Origin of the sequence: Salipiger pallidus (assembly GCF_014643635.1) — a bacterium.
In the GTDB taxonomy this organism is placed as follows: domain Bacteria; phylum Pseudomonadota; class Alphaproteobacteria; order Rhodobacterales; family Rhodobacteraceae; genus Salipiger; species Salipiger pallidus.
Map to the genome: position 1 here is coordinate 113,859 of NZ_BMJV01000007.1, position 21,356 is coordinate 135,214.

The following is a 21,356-nucleotide window of genomic DNA, read 5'->3' on the forward strand; positions in this document are numbered from 1 at the left end:
GCAGGGGCCATCAATAGCCTGCGGGCCGTGGATGGCAATGCGGCACGCAGGCATCGCGGCGGGCAACCTCCGGGGCTGCCCGCCGCACAGGCAGAGAGCCTCTGGCGGCGTTTCTCAGGCGGCGACGGACGGCATAGCCTGCTGAGGGCCGACAGGCGCGGCCATGGCCGGGGTCACCGAACCGAACGCCGCATCGAACCACGCGCGGGATTGCGCGAGGCTGATGCCGGCGCTGGCGCTGACGCGGGCCTGCGCTTCGGGGGTGAATTCCCACAGCCCCACCGAGATCCGCTCGCGCCCCTCGCCTTGCGTTCCCAGCACATCGGGCGAGGCACCGATGCGCTTGTAGATGCGCACCATCCGGGCGTCGAACACCCCGAGGTAATGGCGCACGCCAAAGCCCTGCATGATCTCGCCCCCCGCCAGCATCAGCGCAGCGGCAGCGCCCGGGTCGGTGTCGCGGGCAAGGCAGAAGCGGGTGCATTCCCAGATCGCCGGGCTTTGGATGCGCACTCCGTCCGTCAGGTGCAGGAAATGGTCATTGACCATGCAGCCCTCGACCGTGGGCAACAGCCGCATGGAACCGCCATGGCTGCCGTCCGTCTTTTCCCAGATCACGTAAAGCGGGTTCCTGTCGTCGTATTCGTCGCGCTCTTCGCCATCGGCACCGACCCGCACGTCCCAGCCAAGCCGGGTGCGGAACTGGTCCGCCCGGTCGAGGAACATGCTGCGGGCAAGCTGCGGAAAGGCGTGAAGCTGGTCTGCATAGAGGTAGCGGATCATTGGCGTGTCTCCCGTGTCGTTCGATGGGAGAAGCCTGCAGATGCATGATTAAACCGGTTTTCCGACCCCGCGCGGTGCGGTTAAGCAAGGCCGCGCGCAACGCACGGACGCCTTACCATGGGGTAAAACGGCGCGAAGGCCCTGTGCCGCTGGGACTGGATGGCATGTTGACGGCCCTATGGCGGTCGGGACCGGAGTTGCGGGGAGGCGCCACCTCAGACGACGATCAGCCCCCGCGACAGGGCACGCGCAACGGCATGGGTGGTGTTCATTGCCCCCAGCTTGAACCGCGCGCTTTCGATGTAGACCCGCAAGGTGTGCTCAGAGATCGACAGCGCCTCTGCCACCTGCGCACGGCTGTTGCCCACCGCCAGCAGCGTCATCGCCTCGATCTCGCGCGGGCTGAGCGGCTGCGCCGGTTCCGGCTGGCGACCCGGTTCAAGCTCGAGCGCTTTTTGATTGAAGTAATGGGCAAGCAAGATGAGATCGCCGCGGTTCTGGCTGGTGAAGTCATCCCACGTGTCGTCGTCGCAGGCGTGATTCACGGTGAATAGCGCAAACTGACCATTGGGGCCGCGAAGGGGAACCGAATACCCTTGGTTGCCAAGCCCGTGCGCCATGGCGTCCCGATGGAACGCGCGGGCGGCTCTCGATGACCAGTCGAGCTGCTTCCAGTCCACCGGGTGGAAATGCTGGTAGCACCCCTGGATGACCGGGTCGATCCGCAGGTAGCCCTTGTCGATATAGCGCTGCACCCACGCGGGATCATAGGTGCCGCAGCCGTATTGCTCGCCGTCGGCACTGACCCAATGGTAGATTAGGTGCCTGATCCTCAGCTTATCGCGAAAGTTTTCGCTGACCGCCTGCAGCTGTTCGCGCCGTTCGGCGCGATCAAGCTCTTCCAGAAACCCTCCTGTCGAGGGGTTGCTCTCCACAACGCCCAAAGCCCGTTCCTTCACCCCACGACGTCAGCTCGACCCTTGCCACAAGCTCAACCGCGTCCAGCTGCTCGGCAAGGGCGTCGAGATCGTTGGACCGCGCGAACTTCTTCAGATCGGTCAGGACGTCGATGATCCAGTCATGTCGCATGATGAGCCTTTTCCGGAGTGAGTTAACAAAGCGTTAAGAGAACAATAGCAAGTCCGGCCGGCCCCTGAATACTCGCGCATTCCCCCTCCCCGGAACTGGCGAGGGCCGGATTTCGAAGCGCCTGAAGGCAAACACCCCTCCCCCGCGCAAAACAAAGCCCGCGAGTCGCTGTTGCGATTCGCGGGCCGAGATGGCGGGGGCCAGGCGGCAGCGGTGCTCTTAGCTGCGGGCGGTCAGTGCCTCTTCGAAGGTGCGCAGGCCAACCTTGGGGGCTTGCACCAGCACTGACATGTTGCCGGGCTTATGCTGATTGCGCAGCATCTTCATGTGGGCTTGGGGGATCTGATCCCATTCGAAGACCTCGGACATACATGGATCAAGCCGCCGCTCGACCATCAGCCGGTTGGCCGACGCCGCCTGCTTTAGGTGCGCGAAGTGCGAGCCCTGAAGGCGCTTCTGGTGCATCCACATGTACCGCACGTCGAAGGTGCAGTTGAAGCCGGTGGTGCCGGCGCAGATCACGACCATGCCGCCCTTCTTGCAGACCAGAGTGGAGACCGGGAAGGTGCTCTCGCCCGGATGCTCGAACACCATGTCGACGCTCACGCCCTTGCCGGTGATCTCCCAGATCGCCTTGCCGAACTTACGCGCCTCTTTCAGCCATTCGTTGTACTCGGGCGTATTGACCGTGGGCAGCTGGCCCCAGCAGTTGAAGTCCTTGCGATTGATGACCCCCTTGGCGCCAAGGCCCAGCACGAAATCGCGCTTGTCCTCGTCCGAGATCACCCCGATCGCATTCGCGCCCGCGGTGTTGATGAGCTGGATCGCGTAGGAGCCAAGCCCCCCCGACGCGCCCCAGACCAGCACGTTCTGGCCGGGCTTGAGTTCGTGCGGGTGATGGCCGAACAGCATCCGGTAGGCGGTGGCAAGCGTCAGCGTGTAGCAGGCGCTCTCTTCCCATGTCAGGTGCTTGGGGCGCGGCATCAGCTGCTGTGCCTGAACGCGGGTGAACTGGCTGAACGAGCCGTCGCCGGTCTCGTAGCCCCAGATCCGCTGGGTGGGCGAGAACATCGGGTCGCCGCCGTTGCATTCCTCGTCGTCGCCGTTGTCCTGGTTGCAGTGGATGACGACCTCGTCCCCGACTTTCCAGTTGGTGACCTTATCCCCCACGGCCCAGACAATGCCCGATGCATCGGACCCGGCGATATGGAACGGATCGCCGTGCACGTCGAAGGGCGAAATCGGAATACCGAGTCCGGCCCAGACGCCGTTGTAGTTGACTCCGGCGGCCATCACGAGAACCAGCACCTCGTGACTGTCGACCTGCCAAGTGTCGACCACTTCCTTCTGGAACGACTTGTCCGGCTCGCCGTGACGCTCGCGGCGGATGGCCCACGCGTACATCTTCTTGGGCACGTACCCCAGAGGCGGCATCTCGCCGATCTCGTAGAGGTCTTTTTCGGGCGCATCGTAGGGCGCGATCCCGGTCTGCGTATCCAAAGCCATCGGGGCCTCCTTCCTCAAGCGATCCGTGTGCGGATCTTTGTCCTCTCCGCGACGCCGCGACGCAGAATCGCGGGCCGTCTAAAGGGGAGATAAACTTGGAGACGAAACAATGCAACTCCAACTAAGGTCGTTTTTGTAATTTTATGACCGAGCGGATGCAGAAAAATCCAGAGACCTGCCAGTCACACCGTGACTTCAGGCGTTTCGCGCATGTCATTGAAGCAAAATACACGTTCTGCGCGGCTTCACGTCACGCATACGCGCATCACGATCCTATTCTGGCGATGACCGCCGCGAAACGCCCCGAAAGTCGCAACGTCGCCGCAGCGCGGCGAATTGACGAGACACATTATTTCCAATATCACCCATTCAGCGCAACATGATTGCCCCATCATATTCCTGCTTTTGTAGAGGGAGCCCGACGTCATGACCGAACCGAACCGCGACCGCCCCTGGCTGATCCGCACCTATGCCGGCCATTCGACCGCAGAGGCGTCGAACGCGCTCTACCGGAGCAACCTTGCGCGCGGGCAGACCGGCCTGTCGGTGGCCTTCGACCTGCCCACCCAGACCGGCTATGACAGCGACCACATCCTCGCTCGCGGCGAAGTCGGCAAGGTCGGCGTTCCAGTCTGCCACCTGGGAGACATGCGCACCCTGTTCGACCAGATCCCTCTCGAGCAGATGAACACCTCGATGACGATCAACGCCACCGCACCGTGGCTGCTGGCGCTTTATATCGCCGTGGCCGAGGAACAGGGTGCCGATGTCACCAAGCTTCAGGGCACGGTGCAAAACGATCTCATCAAGGAATATCTCAGCCGGGGTACCTATATCTGCCCACCCAAACCGTCGCTCAAGATGATCGGAGACGTGGCCGAGTATTGTTATGCCAATGTCCCGAAATGGAACCCGATGAACGTGTGTTCCTATCACCTTCAGGAGGCCGGCGCGACGCCTGAACAAGAGCTGTCCTTTGCCCTCGCCACCGGCATCGCGGTGCTGGACGAATTGCGCCCCCGCGTCGATCCCGCGGATTTTCCGGCGCTGTGCGGGCGGATTTCCTTCTTCGTCAACGCGGGCATCCGTTTCGTGACCGAGATGTGCAAGATGCGCGCTTTCGTCGATCTCTGGGACGAGATCCTAGCGACGCGCTACGGCATCGAGGACCCCAAGTTCCGCCGCTTCCGCTATGGCGTGCAGGTCAACAGCCTTGGCCTGACCGAACAGCAGCCCGAAAACAACGTCTACCGCATCCTTATCGAGATGCTTGCGGTGACCCTGTCGAAAAAGGCCCGCGCCCGCGCCGTGCAGCTGCCTGCCTGGAACGAGGCGCTTGGCCTGCCCCGCCCCTGGGATCAGCAGTGGTCCATGCGCATGCAGCAGATCCTGGCCTACGAAACCGACCTTCTGGAATATGGCGATCTCTTCGACGGCAACCCGGCCGTGGATGCCAAGGTCGAGGCGCTGAAGGATGGCGCTCGCGCCGAGCTGGCCAATATCGAGGCGATGGACGGGGCCATCGGCGCGATCGAGTACATGAAGGCCCGCCTTGTCGACAGCAACGCCGAGCGCCTGAACCGCATCGAGAAAAACGAGACGATCGTGGTCGGAGTCAACAAGTGGACCGAGGGCGAGAAATCCCCCCTCTTGGGCGAGGACGGTGGCATCATGGTCGTCGACCCGGCGGTCGAACAGGCGCAGGTCGCAAAGCTGGCCGAATGGCGAGAGGGCCGCGATCAGGCAGCGGTCGAAGCAGCGCTGGCCGACTTGCGCGCCGCCGCGAGCGAGGGGCGCAACGTCATGCCGGCATCCATCGCGGCGGCGAAGGCCGGGGTGACCACAGGCGAATGGGCTCAGCAGATGCGCGTCATCCACGGCGAATATCGCGGCCCCACCGGGGTGTCCAAGGCGGTGAGCAACAAGACGGAGGGACTCGAGGATATCCGCGATGCCGTCAACGCTGTGTCGGACCGGCTCGGAAAACGTCTGCGGTTCCTCGTGGGTAAGCCGGGGCTCGACGGTCATTCCAATGGCGCCGAGCAGATCGCCTTCCGCGCACGCGACTGCGGCATGGAGATCGATTACGAAGGCATTCGCCTCACCCCGGACCAGATTGTCACGGCTGCGCAGAATGGCGCACATGTGGTCGGCCTGTCGATCCTGTCGGGCAGCCATATTCCACTGGTCGAGGACCTGATGGAGCGGATGCGTGCGGAGGGGCTGGGGCATGTGCCGGTCATCGTCGGTGGCATAATTCCCGACGAGGACGCGCGCCGTCTTCTGTCTATGGGAGTGGCCAAGGTCTATACGCCAAAGGACTTCGTGCTCAACACGATCATGATGGATATCGTCACCCTCGCCGATCCCGAGGCAGTGGCTGCAGAATAATCATTCGCATCAAAAGCAGCGAATCCTCAACCCAAGAGCGAATACAGCCATCGGCCTCCCGTCAATTTGATGAGGGGCCGATCGCATTTTATTCTTTCTTTGATGAGTTGGCGCAATATACCTTGAATTTACAGAACTCCTGAGGAATGACCGTCGCTATATTCTGATAAGGATCGAAATGATGAACATCGAACTCGAAACGCTCTCGCGCCCGGAACTGGAAAAGCTCAAGGCCGACGTTGAAAAAGCTCTCAAAACGATAGACTCCCGCCGTCGCGCAGAGGCCAAGCGCGCCGCTGAAAAGGCCGCCAAGGAATTTGGCTTCTCTCTCGAAGAAGTCGTGACCGCGACGGATTCCAAAACCTCCAAGGGTGCGCCGAAATACGCCAATCCCGCCGACCCGAGCCAGACCTGGACCGGCCGTGGCCGCAAACCCAACTGGGTGATCGAGGCGCTCGATTCCGGCAAGTCCATCGACGACCTCGCCATCTGATGACAGTCCATATCGGCGCAGAACCCGGCCAGATTGCGGAAACCGTTCTGATGCCCGGTGATCCGCTCCGGGCGGAATGGGCGGCCCATGAATTTCTCGAAAACCCGGTTTGCGTAAACCGAGTCCGCGGGATGCTGGGCTTTACCGGCACATGGAAAGGCAATCCGGTCACCATTCACGGTTCCGGCATGGGAATGCCCAGCCTTTCCATCTATGCCAATGAACTCATTCAGGAATACGGCGCAAAAACGTTGATCCGCATTGGCTCGTGCGGGGCGATGCAAAGCCATGTGAACATCCGTGACGTGATCCTCGCGATGACCGCTTCGTCGATTTCCACGCCGTCAGTCGGAATCTTTAAGGAATTGAATTTCGCGCCATGCGCGAATTATCAATTGCTGACTGCCGCGGAAACCGCCGCACGCAAGCTTGATGCCGCGTGCCACGTGGGCGGGATCTATTCGGCGGACGTCTTCTATGACGAGCGCCCTGATCTCAACGAGATGATGACCCGCCACGGCATCCTCGGGGTCGAGATGGAAGCGGCCGAGCTTTACAATCTTGCTGCCCGGCACGGCGCTCGGGCGCTTGCGGTGCTTACGGTCTCGGATCACCTGCTGACCCACGAGGCACTGCCTGCCGAGGACCGTCAGAGCTCGTTCGGGGACATGGTGCAGATCGCTCTGGAGGCGGCCTTTGCCTGATCCGGCCAAGCGCACGTGGTGGCCAGAGGCCTCTCGAGACCTCTTTGACCGGATTGCCCCCGTGGCGTCCGGTCAGTCTGCGGATATCGCGGACCGGCTGGATGCGCTTGCCAACCGCAACCGCGAGATTCACGAACGCGATTGCTTCAACCTGAACCCCGCCACCAATGTCATGAACCCGCGCGCCGAGGCGCTGCTGGCTTCCGGCCTTGGCATGCGCCCATCCCTCGGGGCGCCGGGGGACAAGTACGAAACCGGGCTCGAGGCCATCGAGGAGGTTGAGCTGATCGCCGCCTCCCTCGCCTGCGAGATCTTCGGCGCCCGTTTCGCCGAGGTTCGCGTCGGGTCCGGCGCGCTCGCCAACCTCTACAGCTTCATGGCGCTGGCCGAGCCCGGCGATTGCATCATCGCCCCACCGGGCGAGATCGGCGGCCATGTCACACATCACGCGTCGGGATGCGCCGGGCTCTATGGCCTGCTGAGCCACCCTGCCCCGGTCAAAGTCTCCGACTACACCGTGGACGTGGACGCGCTGGCCCTGATGGCGCGCGACGTGCGCCCCTCGGTCATCACCCTTGGCGGGTCGCTGAACCTTTGGCCTCACCCGGTGGCAGAGGTGGCGCAGATCGCCCGCGACGTGGGTGCAAAGTTGGTCTTCGACGCGGCGCATCAATGCGGCATCATCGCGGGGGGCGCGTGGGAAAACCCGCTTGACCTCGGGGCGGACGTGATGACCATGAGCACCTACAAGTCGCTCGGGGGGCCGCCCTCCGGCCTTATCGTCACCAATGATGCGGCACTGGCCGAAAAGCTCGACACCATCGCCTTCCCCGGCATGACCGCCAATTTCGATGCATCCAAGACGGCGGCGCTGGCCATGTCCCTGCTCGACTGGCGCGATTACGGCCCGGCCTACGCGCAGGCCATGCTTGGCCTCGCACAGGCACTAGCCGAGGCGCTGGAAGCCGAGGTGCTTGAGGTGTTCTGCGGCGAGAAAGGTCTTACAGCGTCCCATCAGTTCGCACTCATGGCCGCGCCCCTCGGTGGCGGTCAGGCAGCATCTCAGCGGCTGCGCAAGGCAGGTTTCCTCGCCTGCGGCATCGGCCTGCCCGGTCCAGCCGTCGCGGGCGACATGAACGGCCTGCGCATCGGCACGCCAGAGCTCGTGCGCTGGGGCATGACGCCCGACCACGCCCCCCGCCTTGCCGCGCTGATCGCCACGGCCCTGCGCGGCGGCACCCCCGAGGCGCTGGCCCCGGAGGTTGCGGAGTGGCGGCGCACATTCGATTCGGTCCACTTCATCCACGGCTAAGATGCCGCCGACGCAGGTTTTCGAGCAGGCGCTGTCTTCGGCATCCGGCCCCTCGGCCGGCGTTCACAAGCCGGGCGAAGGCGATGAGACTTCGATGCCGTTTCTCGCCTGGGCTAGAGCGCAGCGCGGCCCGCTAACGCCCGTGGCTTCCGTCGTAGCCATTGCGCTGCGGCGACTGCCAGTCGGACAACGCCCCCGCTTCTGGTGTCAGCACCTCGACCTTCAGCGGGAAACAGGCCGCCGTGTCCGAGCTGTGCTCAGACGAGCAATCGCCCCCCGGACAGGCGCTGAGCGCGCCCAGCAGATCAATTTCGGCGAACAGCGTCAGGTGATCGCCGGGGCGCACGGGGCTGGCCTTCATGAAGTACTGCCCGGTGTCGCGGGTAAAGCCGGTGCACATGAAGACGTTGAGCACGTCATGCACATGCGGCTCGGCCTCCTTCAAGGTCATCCCCGTGGCGTCTGCCAATGCGCGGACAAGGTTGGAATGGCAGCAATGGTGGTACTGCGAGTCCGCCAGAAGGTTGCCGGTGTAGGGATCGCAGCGCGTGCCGATCACGTCATGCACCGACCCGCCGAAGCCGTCGATGCCGTACCAGCCCAGCGTGTCCTCCACGATGGTCGCCATGGGGCGCAGGTGGGGGAAGCTGGACCAGAGCCGTTCACCGGTGGTGACATGGGTGCCGTGCAGGGCGCGGGTCTTGCCGCTGTAGAAGCGCTCGGTAAGGTCCTGCGCGTTCCACAGGTTGAGGTCCCCCACCTGCGGCCCGTCGACCGAGGTGATGCGGAAGAAGCTGCCCGCAGGCACCCGGAAGGCGCAGGCGTCGCGCGGCGGGGCAAGGACGGTGTCGGTGACCTCTGCCCCGGCAAGCGCCTGCCCGTAGAGGCCGAGGTCCGGCTGCGGCAGGCTGTCGTTGGGATAGCAGATGACGGGCGGAACGGCGCGGCGCGCCTCGGCGTCGGGGGGCGGTTTGGTCATTGGATGGCTCCTTCTCCCGGCGAGGGAACCCTACCGACGCGCAATAGGCAAGGCTCAGACCCCGAGATGCCGCGCGCTGATGTCCGGCGTGAGCGCCGCCATCTCCCCGGCCCAGACGCTGCGCCCCCGTTCGAGGATCACCGCGCGGTCACAGGCGCCGCGCAGCTCCTTCAGGGACTTGTCGATGACCAGCATGGCCATGCCGCTGTCGCGCTTGAGGCGGGCGATGGCGGCCCAGATCTCGGCGCGGACGGTGGGGGCCAGCCCCTCGGTCGCCTCGTCAAGGATCAGAAGGCGCGGATTGGTCATCAGCGCTCGGCCGATGGCCAGCATCTGCTGTTCCCCCCCCGAGAGCGATGCCGCCCTCTGACCATGCCGCTCGCCCAGCCGGGGAAACAGCGCCTCGACGCGGGCTATGTCCCAATGGCCGGGCCGGGCAGCGGCCACGAGGTTCTCGGACACCGTAAGGTCGCGGAAACAGCGCCGCCCCTCGGGCACGAGGCCAAGCCCCAGCCGCGCCGCCTTGTGGCTGGGAAGGCGCGACAGGTCATGGCCGTCGAACACGAGCGTGCCCTTGGCGGGCAACATCCGGCAGATGCATCGCACCGTGGTGGTCTTGCCCATGCCGTTGCGGCCCATCATGGCCACCGCCTCACCCTCAGCAATGTCCAGCGACACGCCGAACAGCGCCTGCGCCGCGCCGTAGGAGGCGGTCACATCGGTCAGCGACAGCAGCGTCATGCCTCATCCCCCAAGTAGGCCTCGCGCACCGCGGCATCGCGGCGGATCTCGTCCACGGTGCCGGTGGCGATGATGCGCCCGTAGACCAGCACGCTGATCCGATCTGCAAGGGCAAACACCGCGTCCATGTCATGCTCGACCAGCAGGATCGGCGCGGTGCGTTTCAGATCCGCAAGGAAGCTGGTGAGCTGGGCCGAGCCCTCCTGCCCCAGCCCCGCCATCGGCTCGTCCATCACGAAGGCCTTCGGCTCCAGCGTCAGAGCTACGGCAACCTCGAGCTGGCGGCGCTGGCCGTGGCTGAGATCGGCGGTGCGCACATCCCTCAGATCAGCCAGACCCACCGCATCCAGCGCGGCCTCGGCCCTGCCCTTCAGGCCTCGGTCGCGGGCCACGGGGGCAAAGAAGTGCCACGGCTTGCCGCTGGCCCCAAGCGCACCCAGCAGGGCGTTTTGCAGCACCGTGTCCTCCATCGCCAGCGCCGAGGTCTGGAAGGTCCGCGCCAGCCCCATCCGCGCCCGCGCCGCCACCGGCTGAGCTGTCACGTTGCACCCGAGGAAGCTCACCGTCCCTGCATCGGGGGCAAGCGATCCGCACAGCTGCGCGATCAGCGTGGATTTGCCCGCGCCGTTGGGGCCGATTATGGCGTGGATCTCGCCCTCACGCAGGGTCAGGCTCACCCCGTCGGTGGCCTTGAGTGCGCCGAAGGATTTGCGCAAGTCGGTGGCGGCAAGAACGGCGGTCATTTGCGTGCCCCCGCGATCATGCCCACAAGGCCGCCCTTCCCGAACAGCACCACCAGCAGTAGCACGAGGCCAAGGAAGATCTGCCAGTATTCGCTGACCCCGCCCAGCCAGTGTTCGATCAGCACGTAGAACCCTGCCCCGGCCACCGGGCCGAACAGGCGCGCCACGCCGCCGATGATGACGAAGACCATGATTTCGCCCGACATCTGCCAGCTGAGCATGGTGGGCGACACAAAGCGGTTGAGGTCCGCGAACAGCGCTCCTGCCAGCCCGGTGATCGCCCCCGACAGCACCAGCGCCACCAGTTGCAGGCGGGGCGGGTCGAGCCCCACCGCCCGCACACGGTCCGGTACCTGCCGCGCTGCGTTCAGAGCCAGCCCGAAGCGCGAGCGCATCAGCGCCCGGTTCAGCGCCAATACCAGCAAAAGCCAGGCAAGGCAGATGCCATAGAACTGGATCGGGACAAGCGTGTTCAGCCCCGGAAAGCCGTTGCGGACATAGATCGACAGCCCGTCCTCGCCACCGTAGGTGGGCCATGAGGTGGCGAAGAAATAGGCCATCTGACCGAAGGCCAGCGTGATCATGATGAAGTAGACGCCCGAGGTCCGCAGGCTCAGCAGCCCGATGAGCCATGCCGCCAGCCCTGAGGCTAGCACCGCCACCAGCCAGATGATGGGCATGGACTTGGTGCCTTCGATCAGGAAGGGCGCCTCCATGATCGGCGTATAGTTTTGCGCGTGGCTGGCGAGGATGCCCATGGCATAGCCGCCGATGCCGAAGAACACCGCGTGGCCGAGGCTCACCAGCCCGCCAAGGCCAAGCGCGATATTGAGGCCCACGGCAGCCAGCGCGAAGATCACCGCGCGGGTGGCAAGGGTGATGGTGAAGGGCTCATCGGCCCAGAGCGCCCACGCGGGCACGGCAAACAGCGCCAGCACCAGCGCGGCGTTCAGCAGGCGTTCGCGGGTCATGAGCGGGCTCCGAACAGGCCCGTGGGACGCCAGATCAGCACCCCGGCCATTAGCACGTAGATCGCCATGGACGAGAACGCCGACCCGAGGGTCGCCGCGCTCGACGCATCGGTGAAGAGCTTGAAGAGTTCCGGCAAAAGCACGCTTCCCAGCGTGCCAGTCAGGCCCACCAGAAGCGCCCCGATGAGCGCCCCCCGGATGGAGCCGATGCCACCGATGACGATGACCACGAAAGCGAGGATCAGAACCGGCTCGCCCATACCCACCTGCACCGACTGGATCGCACCGACCAGCGCCCCCGCCAGCCCCGCAAGCCCCGCCCCAAGGGCAAAGACCAGCGTGTAGAGCCTGCCGATGTCGACGCCGAGGGCGGCGATCATCTCGCGGTCGTTCTCACCGGCGCGGATGCGGATGCCAAGCCTCGTGCGGGCGTTCAGCCACCACAGCCCAACGCCCACCACCAGCCCCACGCCGATCAGCGCTAGCCGGTAGGCAGGATAGGTGATGCCGCCCGGCAGCTGAACCGTACCCGACAGCCAGTCCGGCGTGTCTAGGTACAGCGGGAAGGAGCCAAAGGCCCAGCGGGTGCCTTCCGAAAAGATCAGGATCAGCGCGAAGGTGGCCAGCACCTGATCGAGGTGATCCCGGGCATAAAGCCGCCGGATCACCACCACCTCCATCAGAGCCCCCGCAAGCGCCGCTCCTGCAAGAGCTGTCACCAGCGCCAGCACGAAGGACCCGGTGAGGCCCGCCACCGTGGCCGCCGCGAAGGCCCCCACCATGTAAAGCGAGCCATGGGCAAGGTTGATGAGCCCCATGACGCCGAAGATCAGCGTGAGGCCCGCCGCCATGAGGAACAGCATGACGCCGGATTGCAGGCCGTTGAGGACCTGTTCAGCAAGCAGGATCGGGGACATCTTGGGGCCGTTTTCGTGAGCGCGGACCGGGGAAGAACGCAGACTGAGAGACAGAGGCGAGCAGCACAGGGCCGGTCGGCTGCGATAGGTGCGGTCAGGGCGACGCGGACCGGTTCTCGCGGATCAAGTCCGCAGCCGGGCCGCGCCCCGCGCCATCACATCTTGCACTCGTCCACGTAGGCCGACGAGCGGTCCTCGATCACCGTGGAAACAAGGTGGTTGGTCAGCACGTCACCTTCCTTGACCACCTCGCGGATGTAGATGTCCTGAATCGGGTGGTTGTTGGTATCGAACTTGAAATCGCCACGCACACTGTCGAAATCAGCCTCTTTCAGCGCCGCGCGGAAGGCATCCGCATCCGACGGCTCGGCCTTCTCGAGCGCCGATAGCATGAGGTTCGCGGTGTCATAGCCGTAGGCTGCGTAGATCGACGGCAGGCGGTCGTACTTTTCCTCAAAGGCCGAGACGAAGGCGGCGTTCGCCTCATTGTCGAGATCCTTGGACCAGTTCGCGCCATTCTTCACCCCGAGCGCCGCGTCCCCGAGGGCGGGCAGCATCGACTGGTCGAACGAGAACGCCGGGCCCATCACCGGCAGGTCGATCCCCGCATCGGCGAACTGCTTGACGAAGCTGATGCCCATGCCGCCCGGCAGGAAGAAGAAGATGCTGTCAGCTCCACTGGCGCGGATCTGCGCGATCTCGGCGGCATAGTCGGTCTGGCCCAGCTGGGTATAGACCTCGCCCGCGAGATCGCCCTCGTAGTAGCGCTTGAACCCTGCAAGGCTGTCCTGCCCGGCGGGGTAGTTGGGTGCCATGATGAAGGGGTTCGAGAACCCTTCGGACTTGGCATAGGCCCCTGCCGCCTCGTGCAGGTTGTCGTTCTGGTAGCTCACCGCGAAGTAGTTGGGGTTGCAGCCACGACCCGCCAGCTGCGCGGGGGCGGCGTTGGTGGACAGGTAGAACTTGCCCTGCGCCGTCGCGGCAGGCACCACCGCCATGGCAAGGTTGGACCACACGATGCCGGTGAGAATGTCGACCTTGTCTGACTGGATCATCTTGTCGGCGATCTGCACCGCCACGTCCGGCTTGCGCTGATCATCCTCGATGGCGATCTCGATGTCATCACGCGCCGCCTGCTCCATCCCGAGCATGAAGCCATCGCGGGTGTCGATGCCAAGGCTTGCACCGCCGCCCGACAGCGTGGTGATGACGCCGACCTTGACCTCGGCCTGCGCGGCGGCGGTCATGGCGGCAGTCGTGGCAGCAAGGCTTGCAGCCGCAAGCAGCGTGGTCCTGATCATGTGGAAACTCCCTGTCGTCCCGTGGCCGGATCTGCGCCCGGCGCGTCATTTGCGCCAAGGGTTAACGGAAAAACGAGGGATGTCCATGCAGGAAGGCCCGCAAAAGCCGAGGCTCAGGCGTCCTTGCCGGGGGCGAAGCAGCGGTCGGGGCTTTTGCCCGGCACACCGTCCACCTCGGCGCCGCACTGGATGCAGGTCCAGTGGGTGATCTCACCCTGCCTGCGCTCGCGCCAGCGGCAGGCACGCTGATCGCGGTGCCGCATGTTGAAGACAAGCAGGATGATGAAAGCGACAACGAAGCCCACGGCGAAGATCACCGGGGGCCTCGTTCGGATCCGTGACTAACCATGAGGGAAAGAATGGCGCGGAAGATCCGTTTGTCCAGAGCCGGAATCGCGAGCGCGATCAGGCAGCTTCGTAATAGGTGAAGCCAGCGTCATCGTCTTCGGAAACGGCTTCGGCAGCCTGATGCACCAGAACGGGCTCGGGCTGGTAGTAGGCATAGGCTTCGTCGAGAATGGCGAGCGCTTCGGCGGCGGAGGTGGTCTGGGTCATCGGTTGGACCTTTCGGTGCGTCTTTGGTTCCATCGTTCCTCCCTCTGACCTCCAGATAGTCCTTGCTGCTGTGCAGCGCACCCCGTGATTGCGCAAACTTGCCCTGCGCGCTGTGCAATGCTCGCGCCAACGCAGACGCGCCGCCCTCTTTCCAGAGAGCGGCGCGTCCAAATTTGCGGCAAATCGCTGCGCTGGCTCAGACTTGGCGGTTGAGCATCATCTTCTTGATCTCTGCGATGGACTTTGCCGGGTTGAGACCCTTGGGGCAGGTCTTGGTGCAGTTCATGATCGTGTGGCAACGGTACAGCTTGAACGGATCCTCGAGCGCATCGAGACGCTCGCCAGTGGCCTCATCGCGGCTGTCAATGATCCAGCGGTAGGCGTGCAGCAGCGCGGCCGGGCCGAGGTAGCGGTCGGAGTTCCACCAGTAGCTTGGGCACGCGGTCGAGCAGGACGCACACATCACGCATTCATAGAGACCATCGAGCTTCTTGCGGTCCTCGATGGACTGCCTCCACTCCTTCTCGGGGCGGTTTGTCTTGGTCTCCAGCCACGGCATGATCGAGGCGTGCTGCGCGTAGAAATGCGTCAGGTCGGGGATCAGGTCCTTGACCACGGGCATGTGCGGCAGCGGGTAGATGCGCACGTCACCCTTCACCTCGTCGAGGCCGTAGATGCAGGCCAGCGTGTTGATCCCGTCGATGTTCATGGCGCAGGATCCGCAGATCCCCTCGCGACAGGAGCGACGGAAGGTCAGGGTCGGGTCGATCTCGTTCTTGATCTTGATAAGCGCGTCGAGAACCATCGGGCCGCACTTGTCCATGTCGAGGTAGTAGGTGTCGACGCTGGGGTTCTGGCCGTCTTCGGCGTTCCAGCGATAGATCTTGAACGCCCGGACATTGGTCGCGCCCTCGGGCTTCGGCCAGGTCTTGCCGGTACGGATCTTGGAGTTCTTGGGAAGCGTGAACTGAACCATGGCGAGCCTCTGCTATCCTTTCGGGTGATACATTGGGTTGGCAAGGTCCGGTCCGGCGGGGCCGGGCCGTTCTATGATATATGTCGGCAGGTGCATCATGGGCGGAAGACCTGCCCGTTGGCCTCGACCACGTCGGCGACGCGGCGGCGGTCGCGCGGCGCAAGGCCGAGGGCATTGATCTGCTGCATCAGTTCCAGCGCGCCGGCGGGCAGCGCGTTGTTCGAGCTTTGGGGGGTGTCAAAGGCCGCAATCTGGGCGCTCGTCAGTCCGATGTGACGGAACAGCCCTTGCCCCATCAATCCACCGGCTGTCACGTCATCTTCCATCGAGAACACCGTCAGAGGCGCGCGGATGGCAGTGCGGATCTTGGCAAGGCCGCTGTCCCAGTCAAGGGAAGGAAGCCCTGCGCGCCAGTCAGCATGATCGCGGGTTTCCCCCTTGCGCTTGACCGCCTGCCCCCAAGAGCTGCGTAGCCACTTGTCCATGTCACGGGTGTAGAGGACGAATTCGATGGGGGCCCCTTCGAACGCCTCTTCCAGCAATGGCAGGTAACGCGCCGCAAGGTCAAAGATCGTTTCGCCGTCAGGTGCGATCAGGTCCGCACCGAACAGGTTCTCGTCAGAGACAAGGAACGTCTCCGCCGGGCTGGCCTCAATGGCGCTGCGCAGGGCCCTGCCCTGATCGCGCACCGCGCGGGCGCTGGCGCGGCTGCGCTTGGCAATGTCCTCGTCCACGGCACGACGCCATGGGCGGGTGACGTCGTCACGGGCGCTGGCGGCAAGGCCGTCAGGCAACGCGTTGGCGGCCAGCACGTCCTGAATGAAGGTCGTGCCGGTCTTGCGGAAGCCGCAGTGCAGCACCACCCGGCGCGGGCCGGACCACGCAGTGGCGCGTGTGGTGGTGCCGAACAGTGGCATCGCGGTCACATCCCCCCCCGCGCCATCAGCGCAGGCAGGCCCTTGGAGGACAGACACTGCACGGTGGAGGGCTGGACGATGATGTCGCTCACCACCTCGATGGTGCTGCGGGTCGGGCCGGTGAGGCCATCGGCGGCAAGCGCGTAGATCTGGGTCGAGCTGGCATTGTTGATGACGCAGTCGATCATCGGCTGCACCGGCACACCGGGCAGCCGTTCGGCCACGACCTTGGACACGGTCGAGCGTGCCGCCTGCCGGGCGATCTGATCCTGGCTCTGGGCCGAGCAGGCGGACAGGAGGACGATTGCGATGAGGGCCTTGCGAAACATGTCTTGTCCTAGAACATCAGCCAGTACACGGGGCCACCGCGCAGGCATTGCCGGACACCGGGCTTGTAGAGGATGTCCATGACGATGTTGTCGTTGAGCGCCGGCTGGCCGGTCGCCTGGTTGAAGGATAGCGCCTCGACCTGCCCTTTCGAGGCATAGTCGAGGATGCAGGCCACCGCCCGGTCGGGCGATATGCCGGGGGCCTTGCGTGCCATGATCGGTGTCACCGCGATCTCGGCATTGCGGAAGGCCAGCGCGTTGCGATCCGGTGGCGGCAGGATCGCATCCCTTGCAGGCGCGACGAGGTCGCAGGCCGACATGGCCAGCATCCCCATCGCTGCAATGACGATCCCGCCCCGCATCAGAAGGTCCGGGCCTTGGGCGCGATCTTGGCGAGGCTGATGCCGCCCTCGGCCTCGGTGGTCAGGGTGTCGAGCACCACCGGGCGGTGGGTGAGCGTCACCTTGGTATCGTCCACGTGGGCGATGGTGTGCACCCGCCAGTCGTCATCGTCCCGCGTCGGGTAATCCTCGTGCGCGTGGGCGCCGCGGCTTTCCTTGCGTGCCTCGGCACCGACGATGGTCGCCAGCGCGTTCGGCATCAGGTTGGTCAGCTCAAGCGTTTCCATGAGATCCGAGTTCCAGATCAGCGTGCGGTCGGTGACCTTGATGTCGGCCATCTTGCCGGCAACGGCGGTCATCTTCTCGACGCCTTCCTTCAGGGTCTTGTCGGTGCGGAACACCGCCGCGTCTTCCTGCATGGTCTTTTGCATCTCGAGCCGCAACTCGGCGGTGGGAAGGCCGCCGCTGGCGTGGCGAAGCGTGTCGAACCGGTCGAAGGCCTTGTCCACGGACGCCTGGTTGGCGAGGGGGTTCTTCGTCGTCGGGTCCACCAGTTGGCCGGCACGGATGGCCGAGGCGCGGCCGAAGACCACGAGGTCGATCAGCGAGTTGGACCCAAGGCGGTTCGCACCGTGCACCGACGCGCAGCCCGCTTCGCCCACGGCCATCAGGCCCGGCACGGTGGCGTTGGGGTTGTCGGCGGTGGGGTTGAGCACCTCGCCCCAGTAGTTCGTGGGGATGCCGCCCATGTTATAGTGCACCGTCGGCAGAACCGGGATCGGTTCCTTGGTGACATCGACACCGGCAAAGATCTTGGCGGATTCCGAGATGCCCGGCAGGCGCTCGGCCAGCGCTTCGGCGGGCAGGTGCTGCAGGTTCAGGTGGATGTGGTCGCCATGTTCGCCCACACCGCGCCCTTCGCGAATCTCCATGGTCATCGAGCGCGAGACGTAGTCGCGCGGCGCGAGATCCTTGTACTGTGGCGCATAGCGCTCCATGAAGCGCTCGCCCTCGGAGTTGGTGAGGTAGCCGCCTTCGCCCCGTGCGCCCTCGGTGATGAGGCAGCCCGAACCGTAGATGCCGGTGGGGTGGAATTGCACGAATTCCATGTCCTGCAGCGCAAGACCCGCACGGGCCACCATGCCGCCGCCGTCACCGGTGCAGGTGTGCGCCGAGGTGGCCGAGAAATAGGCACGGCCGTAGCCGCCGGTCGCCAGCACCACGGTCTTGGCGTTGAAGATATGGAAGGTGCCATCGTCGAGCTTCCAGCACACCACGCCCTGGCACACGCCATCGTCGGACATGATGAGGTCGATGGCGAAATACTCGATGTAGAATTCCGCGTTGTTCTTCAGCGACTGGCCATAAAGCGTGTGCAGGATGGCGTGACCGGTCCGGTCCGCGGCGGCGCAAGTACGCTGCACGGCGGGACCTTCGCCGAATTCGGTGGTGTGGCCGCCAAAGGGACGCTGGTAGATCTTGCCCTCTTCGGTGCGGCTGAACGGTACGCCGTAATGTTCCAGCTCGTAGACCGCGGCGGGGGCATTGCGCGCGAGGTACTCCATCGCGTCGGTATCCCCCAGCCAGTCCGAGCCCTTGACGGTGTCGTACATGTGCCATTGCCAGTTGTCGGGGCCCATGTTGGACAGCGACGCGGCGATGCCGCCCTGTGCGGCGACGGTGTGGGAACGGGTCGGGAAGACCTTGGTCACACAGGCGGTGCGCAGGCCCTGCTCGGCCATGCCGAGCGTGGCGCGCAGTCCGGCGCCGCCGGCCCCCACGACCACGACGTCATAATTATGCGTCTCGTATTCGTATGCTGCCATTTTGCTGGTCTTCCTGTCTCAGAGCGCGATCTTGACGAGCGCGAAAAGCCCGCAGGCGATCATGACGTAGCTGAAGCCGACGAAGGCCATGATCAGCAGCTTGCGGGTGGTGCCTTGGGTGTAATCCTCGAGCATGGTGCGCGCGCCCTTGTGGAAGTGGATCATGCCCACGACGAGGACTAGCGCGGTGAGGATCGCGGGGAACGGGCGCGCCATGGTCTCCAGCGCGGCATCGTAGCCCGAGCCAAGCGCCTTGCCGAAGATGATGACCCAGGTCGGCAGCATGAAGGCCAGCGCGACGGAGCTGACGATCATGAACCAGTGGTGCTCCGCCCCGTGGTGGGCCGAACCCTTGCCGACGGCGCGCTGACGATCGGTGATGTAACGCATGGGGATCCCTCAGAGCCAGATGATGATGACGGCGAGAACGGTCAGGACGCCCGACCCGTAGATGCAGACCCAGCCGAGCTTTTCGGCGGTCTCGAGGTCGAGTCCCTTGCCCGCGTCCCAGATCAGGTGACGCAGACCGGCAAGGTAGTGGTAGCACAGCCCCCAGAGCGACACGAACATCACGAGGTTGCCGACCCAGGAGGTGATCCACCACTCGGCGGTCTCGAAGGCCTCTGGGCCTGCGGCAAGCGCCAACAGCCACCACACGATCAACAGGGTCGCCACCATGAGGGCGTTGCCGGTGATGCGTGTGAGGATGGAGCTCATGGAGGTGAGCTGCGGGCGGTAATACTGTCCGATCATGAAGGGGGAGAGCGGGCGCTCGATCCGTTTAGCTTCGGCCATGGCTAGTCCTTTCGGTTCCCTTGTGGGGGCGTTCTACCGAGTTTGTAGCCCTCCTGTCACCATTGTGCACATGCAGCGCAGTGGTTTTTTCGATCAATTCGGAAAAAACTCCGTGATGCGTGATCACAGGATAAATTGCGTGATCACATTTTTGACGCTAACAGGGCAGTTCGCTAAGATACGCCGCTTCCCGGAACGCGGCGCAGTGATTCTGTCAGGAATTTCCAAGGATCAGCCCAGCGGTAGGCTTCGCCTACTCGGTGAGGCCAAGGCGCCAAAGGGCCAGTGCGCCGTCGGAAAACACCAGCACGTCATTGGTACCATAAAGCAGTGCAGTTGCAGACATGGCGACCTCCATCGCGTGAAATGTCTTCCGTCCCCATAGCAATGCTATGCCCTCTGAAATGATTCGACGAAGCACTCATTCACGCATGACGCGAACCCTCACTGCGGCATAAGAGCCCAGTAATCGAGGTCGAGCAGCACCTCGGGCCGGTACTTGCCGTTGTCATCCTTCAACTCGAACGGTGCCCCGCCCTTCGTGGCCACCAGCCGCAGCCGGATTGCGCCGACGCCGGGCGCGGGGGTATCGGCCTTGTCCAGCACCTCCGTCCAGGCCTTCACCGTGTCGCCGGCAAAGCACGGGTTGGCATGCGCCCCGCCGTTCAGGCCCACGATCAACTGCGCATTGGCCAGACCGTTGAACGACAGCGCCCGAGCCATGGAGATGACATGCCCGCCGTAGATCAGCCGCTTCCCGTCCTCGCGGAAGGTGGCGTCGAAATGCACCTTGGCGGTGTTCTGCCACAGGCGCGTGGCCATCATGTGCTCGGCTTCCTCGATGGTGACGCCGTCGACGTGGTCGATGGTCTCGCCCACCTCGTAATCGCCCCAGCGATGCCGCTCGCCCGCGAGGGTGAAATCGTAGGCGCTGAAATCAAGGCCCTCGGGGATCACCAGATCTTCCGGGGGCAGCACCGCCTTGAGGTCTGGCACCACGGTCTCGGGCGCCGGGGCTGACGCGTCGCGTTTGCGCACCATGACCCAGCGCACGTACTCCATCACCGTCTCGCCGCGCTGGTTGGTGCCGGTGGTGCGCACCCAGACAACCCCCGTCCGGCCATTGGAGTTCTGCTTGAGCCCGATCACCTCGGACGAGGACCGCAGCGTGTCCCCTGCGTGCACCGGCAGCAGCCAGCGCCCCTCGGCATAGCCGAGGTTTGCGACGGCGTTCAGCGACACGTCGGGTACCGACTTGCCAAAGACCACGTGGAACGCGGCGAGGTCATCCAGCGGAGAGCCCGCCAGCCCGCAGGCCCGCGCGAATTCGTCCGATGAATGAAGCGCATGCCGCGCAGGGTAAAGCGCGTGGTACAGCGCCCGCTCCCCGCCCGACACGGTGCGCGGCACGGCATGGTCGATGACCTGCCCAACCGCGTAATCCTCGAAGAAGCGTCCCGCGTTGGTCTTGGCCATCACTGCTCTCCCAGCTTGGTGTCCGGGGTGTATTCGCCAGGGGCCTCCTTGGTCACGGCCTGCCCACAGCGCATGACGCCATTGGCCGCGTCATAGGCATAGGTGGGATCGCCGTGCAGTTCCCAGCCCTTGTTCAGGGCCGCTGTCACCTTGTGGCAGAATTCCGACGTGTCGTCGGCAGAGAGAAAACGATAGAGTTTCATAGCGTTAC

At 64.4% G+C, this 21,356-nt stretch carries 25 protein-coding genes; 5 read left to right on the top strand and 20 right to left on the bottom strand.

Annotated features, from left to right (window positions below; genetic code table 11):
• Nucleotides 1–114: 114 nt before the first annotated feature.
• From IEX41_RS16615 to ccrA, 3 genes are all read right to left on the bottom strand, one after another.
• Nucleotides 115–783, bottom strand: coding sequence for an acyl-homoserine-lactone synthase (locus tag IEX41_RS16615; RefSeq protein ID WP_188791399.1), 669 nt, complete (start codon nt 781–783; stop codon nt 115–117).
• 215 nt (nt 784–998) lie between these two features.
• The gene (locus IEX41_RS16620; protein ID WP_188791525.1) at nt 999–1,718 is read right to left on the bottom strand and encodes a helix-turn-helix transcriptional regulator; all 720 of its coding nucleotides are present in this window, start codon (nt 1,716–1,718) and stop codon (nt 999–1,001) included.
• A gap of 373 nt (nt 1,719–2,091) precedes the next feature.
• A complete protein-coding gene (gene ccrA / locus IEX41_RS16625; protein ID WP_188791400.1) occupies nt 2,092–3,378 on the bottom strand; it encodes a crotonyl-CoA carboxylase/reductase in 1,287 nt (428 codons plus the stop codon).
• Nucleotides 3,379–3,521: 143 nt separating this feature from the next.
• Here ccrA and IEX41_RS16630 point away from each other — a divergent pair, with 143 nt between their 5' ends.
• The 5 genes from IEX41_RS16630 to glyA all read left to right on the top strand — a co-directional run bounded on the left by IEX41_RS16630 (nt 3,522) and on the right by glyA (nt 8,278).
• Nucleotides 3,522–3,761 (top strand): hypothetical protein, encoded by a 240-nt coding sequence (locus IEX41_RS16630; RefSeq protein ID WP_188791401.1) that lies wholly within the window; start codon nt 3,522–3,524, stop codon nt 3,759–3,761.
• A 43-nt stretch (nt 3,762–3,804) separates the two neighbouring features.
• The gene (locus tag IEX41_RS16635; protein WP_188791402.1) at nt 3,805–5,769 is read left to right on the top strand and encodes an ethylmalonyl-CoA mutase; all 1,965 of its coding nucleotides are present in this window, start codon (nt 3,805–3,807) and stop codon (nt 5,767–5,769) included.
• A gap of 181 nt (nt 5,770–5,950) precedes the next feature.
• A complete protein-coding gene (locus IEX41_RS16640; protein ID WP_188791403.1) occupies nt 5,951–6,262 on the top strand; it encodes an H-NS histone family protein in 312 nt (103 codons plus the stop codon).
• Nucleotides 6,262–6,966 carry a purine-nucleoside phosphorylase gene (gene deoD / locus IEX41_RS16645; RefSeq protein WP_188791404.1) on the top strand — a complete coding sequence of 235 codons (705 nt, stop codon included), beginning with the start codon at nt 6,262–6,264 and terminating at the stop codon, nt 6,964–6,966. Before IEX41_RS16640 ends, deoD begins: the two co-directional genes overlap by 1 nt.
• Nucleotides 6,959–8,278: a serine hydroxymethyltransferase gene (gene glyA / locus IEX41_RS16650; RefSeq protein WP_188791405.1), complete on the top strand. Its 1,320-nt coding sequence runs from the start codon at nt 6,959–6,961 to the stop codon at nt 8,276–8,278. The genes deoD and glyA overlap by 8 nt, the downstream gene beginning before the upstream one ends.
• Before the next feature lie 133 nt (nt 8,279–8,411).
• Here glyA and IEX41_RS16655 read toward each other — a convergent pair whose 3' ends face one another.
• The 17 genes from IEX41_RS16655 to IEX41_RS16735 all read right to left on the bottom strand — a co-directional run bounded on the left by IEX41_RS16655 (nt 8,412) and on the right by IEX41_RS16735 (nt 21,348).
• The gene (locus IEX41_RS16655) at nt 8,412–9,257 is read right to left on the bottom strand and encodes an urea carboxylase-associated family protein (RefSeq protein ID WP_188791406.1); all 846 of its coding nucleotides are present in this window, start codon (nt 9,255–9,257) and stop codon (nt 8,412–8,414) included.
• A 54-nt stretch (nt 9,258–9,311) separates the two neighbouring features.
• Entirely contained in the window at nt 9,312–9,998 is a 687-nt protein-coding gene (locus IEX41_RS16660; RefSeq protein WP_188791408.1) for an ABC transporter ATP-binding protein, read from the bottom strand.
• Nucleotides 9,995–10,741 carry an ABC transporter ATP-binding protein gene (locus IEX41_RS16665; protein WP_188791409.1) on the bottom strand — a complete coding sequence of 249 codons (747 nt, stop codon included), beginning with the start codon at nt 10,739–10,741 and terminating at the stop codon, nt 9,995–9,997. Before IEX41_RS16665 ends, IEX41_RS16660 begins: the two co-directional genes overlap by 4 nt.
• Nucleotides 10,738–11,712, bottom strand: a complete 975-nt coding sequence (locus IEX41_RS16670; protein WP_188791411.1) for a branched-chain amino acid ABC transporter permease — start codon at nt 11,710–11,712, stop codon at nt 10,738–10,740. The genes IEX41_RS16665 and IEX41_RS16670 overlap by 4 nt, the downstream gene beginning before the upstream one ends.
• Nucleotides 11,709–12,629, bottom strand: a complete 921-nt coding sequence (locus IEX41_RS16675; RefSeq protein WP_188791413.1) for a branched-chain amino acid ABC transporter permease — start codon at nt 12,627–12,629, stop codon at nt 11,709–11,711. Before IEX41_RS16675 ends, IEX41_RS16670 begins: the two co-directional genes overlap by 4 nt.
• Nucleotides 12,630–12,784: 155 nt before the next feature.
• A complete protein-coding gene (locus tag IEX41_RS16680; RefSeq protein ID WP_188791415.1) occupies nt 12,785–13,930 on the bottom strand; it encodes an ABC transporter substrate-binding protein in 1,146 nt (381 codons plus the stop codon).
• Nucleotides 13,931–14,043: 113 nt separating this feature from the next.
• Nucleotides 14,044–14,247 (bottom strand): hypothetical protein, encoded by a 204-nt coding sequence (locus IEX41_RS16685; RefSeq protein ID WP_188791417.1) that lies wholly within the window; start codon nt 14,245–14,247, stop codon nt 14,044–14,046.
• A gap of 88 nt (nt 14,248–14,335) precedes the next feature.
• Nucleotides 14,336–14,485 carry a hypothetical protein gene (locus tag IEX41_RS16690; RefSeq protein ID WP_229673306.1) on the bottom strand — a complete coding sequence of 50 codons (150 nt, stop codon included), beginning with the start codon at nt 14,483–14,485 and terminating at the stop codon, nt 14,336–14,338.
• 196 nt (nt 14,486–14,681) lie between these two features.
• Nucleotides 14,682–15,461, bottom strand: coding sequence for a succinate dehydrogenase iron-sulfur subunit (locus IEX41_RS16695; RefSeq protein ID WP_188791421.1), 780 nt, complete (start codon nt 15,459–15,461; stop codon nt 14,682–14,684).
• A 95-nt stretch (nt 15,462–15,556) separates the two neighbouring features.
• A complete protein-coding gene (locus IEX41_RS16700) occupies nt 15,557–16,378 on the bottom strand; it encodes a hypothetical protein (RefSeq protein WP_188791422.1) in 822 nt (273 codons plus the stop codon).
• A gap of 5 nt (nt 16,379–16,383) precedes the next feature.
• Nucleotides 16,384–16,707: a hypothetical protein gene (locus tag IEX41_RS16705; RefSeq protein WP_188791423.1), complete on the bottom strand. Its 324-nt coding sequence runs from the start codon at nt 16,705–16,707 to the stop codon at nt 16,384–16,386.
• 8 nt (nt 16,708–16,715) lie between these two features.
• The gene (locus IEX41_RS16710; RefSeq protein WP_188791425.1) at nt 16,716–17,069 is read right to left on the bottom strand and encodes a hypothetical protein; all 354 of its coding nucleotides are present in this window, start codon (nt 17,067–17,069) and stop codon (nt 16,716–16,718) included.
• A complete protein-coding gene (gene sdhA / locus IEX41_RS16715) occupies nt 17,069–18,874 on the bottom strand; it encodes a succinate dehydrogenase flavoprotein subunit (protein WP_188791427.1) in 1,806 nt (601 codons plus the stop codon). Before sdhA ends, IEX41_RS16710 begins: the two co-directional genes overlap by 1 nt.
• Before the next feature lie 18 nt (nt 18,875–18,892).
• Nucleotides 18,893–19,264: a succinate dehydrogenase, hydrophobic membrane anchor protein gene (sdhD, locus tag IEX41_RS16720; RefSeq protein WP_188791429.1), complete on the bottom strand. Its 372-nt coding sequence runs from the start codon at nt 19,262–19,264 to the stop codon at nt 18,893–18,895.
• Nucleotides 19,265–19,273: 9 nt separating this feature from the next.
• Nucleotides 19,274–19,669: a succinate dehydrogenase, cytochrome b556 subunit gene (gene sdhC / locus IEX41_RS16725; RefSeq protein WP_188791430.1), complete on the bottom strand. Its 396-nt coding sequence runs from the start codon at nt 19,667–19,669 to the stop codon at nt 19,274–19,276.
• Nucleotides 19,670–20,113: 444 nt separating this feature from the next.
• Nucleotides 20,114–21,145 (bottom strand): MaoC family dehydratase, encoded by a 1,032-nt coding sequence (locus IEX41_RS16730; protein WP_188791432.1) that lies wholly within the window; start codon nt 21,143–21,145, stop codon nt 20,114–20,116.
• On the bottom strand, nt 21,145–21,348 hold the full coding sequence (locus IEX41_RS16735; protein WP_188791433.1) for a DUF1737 domain-containing protein: 204 nt from the start codon (nt 21,346–21,348) through the stop codon (nt 21,145–21,147). The genes IEX41_RS16730 and IEX41_RS16735 overlap by 1 nt, the downstream gene beginning before the upstream one ends.
• Nucleotides 21,349–21,356: the final 8 nt, after the last annotated feature.

Excerpts from the sequence above, each read along its gene's own strand:
- IEX41_RS16640 (WP_188791403.1), top strand. The coding sequence starts at position 5,951 with ATGAACATCGAACTCGAAACGCTCTCGCGCCCGGAACTGGAAAAGCTC.
- IEX41_RS16675 (WP_188791413.1), bottom strand. The coding sequence starts at position 12,629 with ATGTCCCCGATCCTGCTTGCTGAACAGGTCCTCAACGGCCTGCAATCC.
- IEX41_RS16690 (WP_229673306.1), bottom strand. The coding sequence starts at position 14,485 with ATGACCCAGACCACCTCCGCCGCCGAAGCGCTCGCCATTCTCGACGAA.
- IEX41_RS16660 (WP_188791408.1), bottom strand. The coding sequence starts at position 9,998 with ATGACGCTGCTGTCGCTGACCGATGTGACCGCCTCCTACGGCGCGGCG.
- IEX41_RS16705 (WP_188791423.1), bottom strand. The coding sequence starts at position 16,707 with ATGTTTCGCAAGGCCCTCATCGCAATCGTCCTCCTGTCCGCCTGCTCG.
- IEX41_RS16635 (WP_188791402.1), top strand. The coding sequence starts at position 3,805 with ATGACCGAACCGAACCGCGACCGCCCCTGGCTGATCCGCACCTATGCC.
- IEX41_RS16710 (WP_188791425.1), bottom strand. The coding sequence starts at position 17,069 with ATGCGGGGCGGGATCGTCATTGCAGCGATGGGGATGCTGGCCATGTCG.
- IEX41_RS16695 (WP_188791421.1), bottom strand. The coding sequence starts at position 15,461 with ATGGTTCAGTTCACGCTTCCCAAGAACTCCAAGATCCGTACCGGCAAG.
- sdhC (WP_188791430.1), bottom strand. The coding sequence starts at position 19,669 with ATGGCCGAAGCTAAACGGATCGAGCGCCCGCTCTCCCCCTTCATGATC.
- IEX41_RS16665 (WP_188791409.1), bottom strand. The coding sequence starts at position 10,741 with ATGACCGCCGTTCTTGCCGCCACCGACTTGCGCAAATCCTTCGGCGCA.
- IEX41_RS16730 (WP_188791432.1), bottom strand. The coding sequence starts at position 21,145 with ATGGCCAAGACCAACGCGGGACGCTTCTTCGAGGATTACGCGGTTGGG.
- ccrA (WP_188791400.1), bottom strand. The coding sequence starts at position 3,378 with ATGGCTTTGGATACGCAGACCGGGATCGCGCCCTACGATGCGCCCGAA.
- IEX41_RS16735 (WP_188791433.1), bottom strand. The coding sequence starts at position 21,348 with ATGAAACTCTATCGTTTTCTCTCTGCCGACGACACGTCGGAATTCTGC.
- IEX41_RS16630 (WP_188791401.1), top strand. The coding sequence starts at position 3,522 with ATGACCGAGCGGATGCAGAAAAATCCAGAGACCTGCCAGTCACACCGT.
- sdhA (WP_188791427.1), bottom strand. The coding sequence starts at position 18,874 with ATGGCAGCATACGAATACGAGACGCATAATTATGACGTCGTGGTCGTG.
- IEX41_RS16670 (WP_188791411.1), bottom strand. The coding sequence starts at position 11,712 with ATGACCCGCGAACGCCTGCTGAACGCCGCGCTGGTGCTGGCGCTGTTT.
- IEX41_RS16655 (WP_188791406.1), bottom strand. The coding sequence starts at position 9,257 with ATGACCAAACCGCCCCCCGACGCCGAGGCGCGCCGCGCCGTTCCGCCC.
- IEX41_RS16680 (WP_188791415.1), bottom strand. The coding sequence starts at position 13,930 with ATGATCAGGACCACGCTGCTTGCGGCTGCAAGCCTTGCTGCCACGACT.
- IEX41_RS16700 (WP_188791422.1), bottom strand. The coding sequence starts at position 16,378 with ATGCCACTGTTCGGCACCACCACACGCGCCACTGCGTGGTCCGGCCCG.
- IEX41_RS16615 (WP_188791399.1), bottom strand. The coding sequence starts at position 783 with ATGATCCGCTACCTCTATGCAGACCAGCTTCACGCCTTTCCGCAGCTT.
- sdhD (WP_188791429.1), bottom strand. The coding sequence starts at position 19,264 with ATGCGTTACATCACCGATCGTCAGCGCGCCGTCGGCAAGGGTTCGGCC.
- deoD (WP_188791404.1), top strand. The coding sequence starts at position 6,262 with ATGACAGTCCATATCGGCGCAGAACCCGGCCAGATTGCGGAAACCGTT.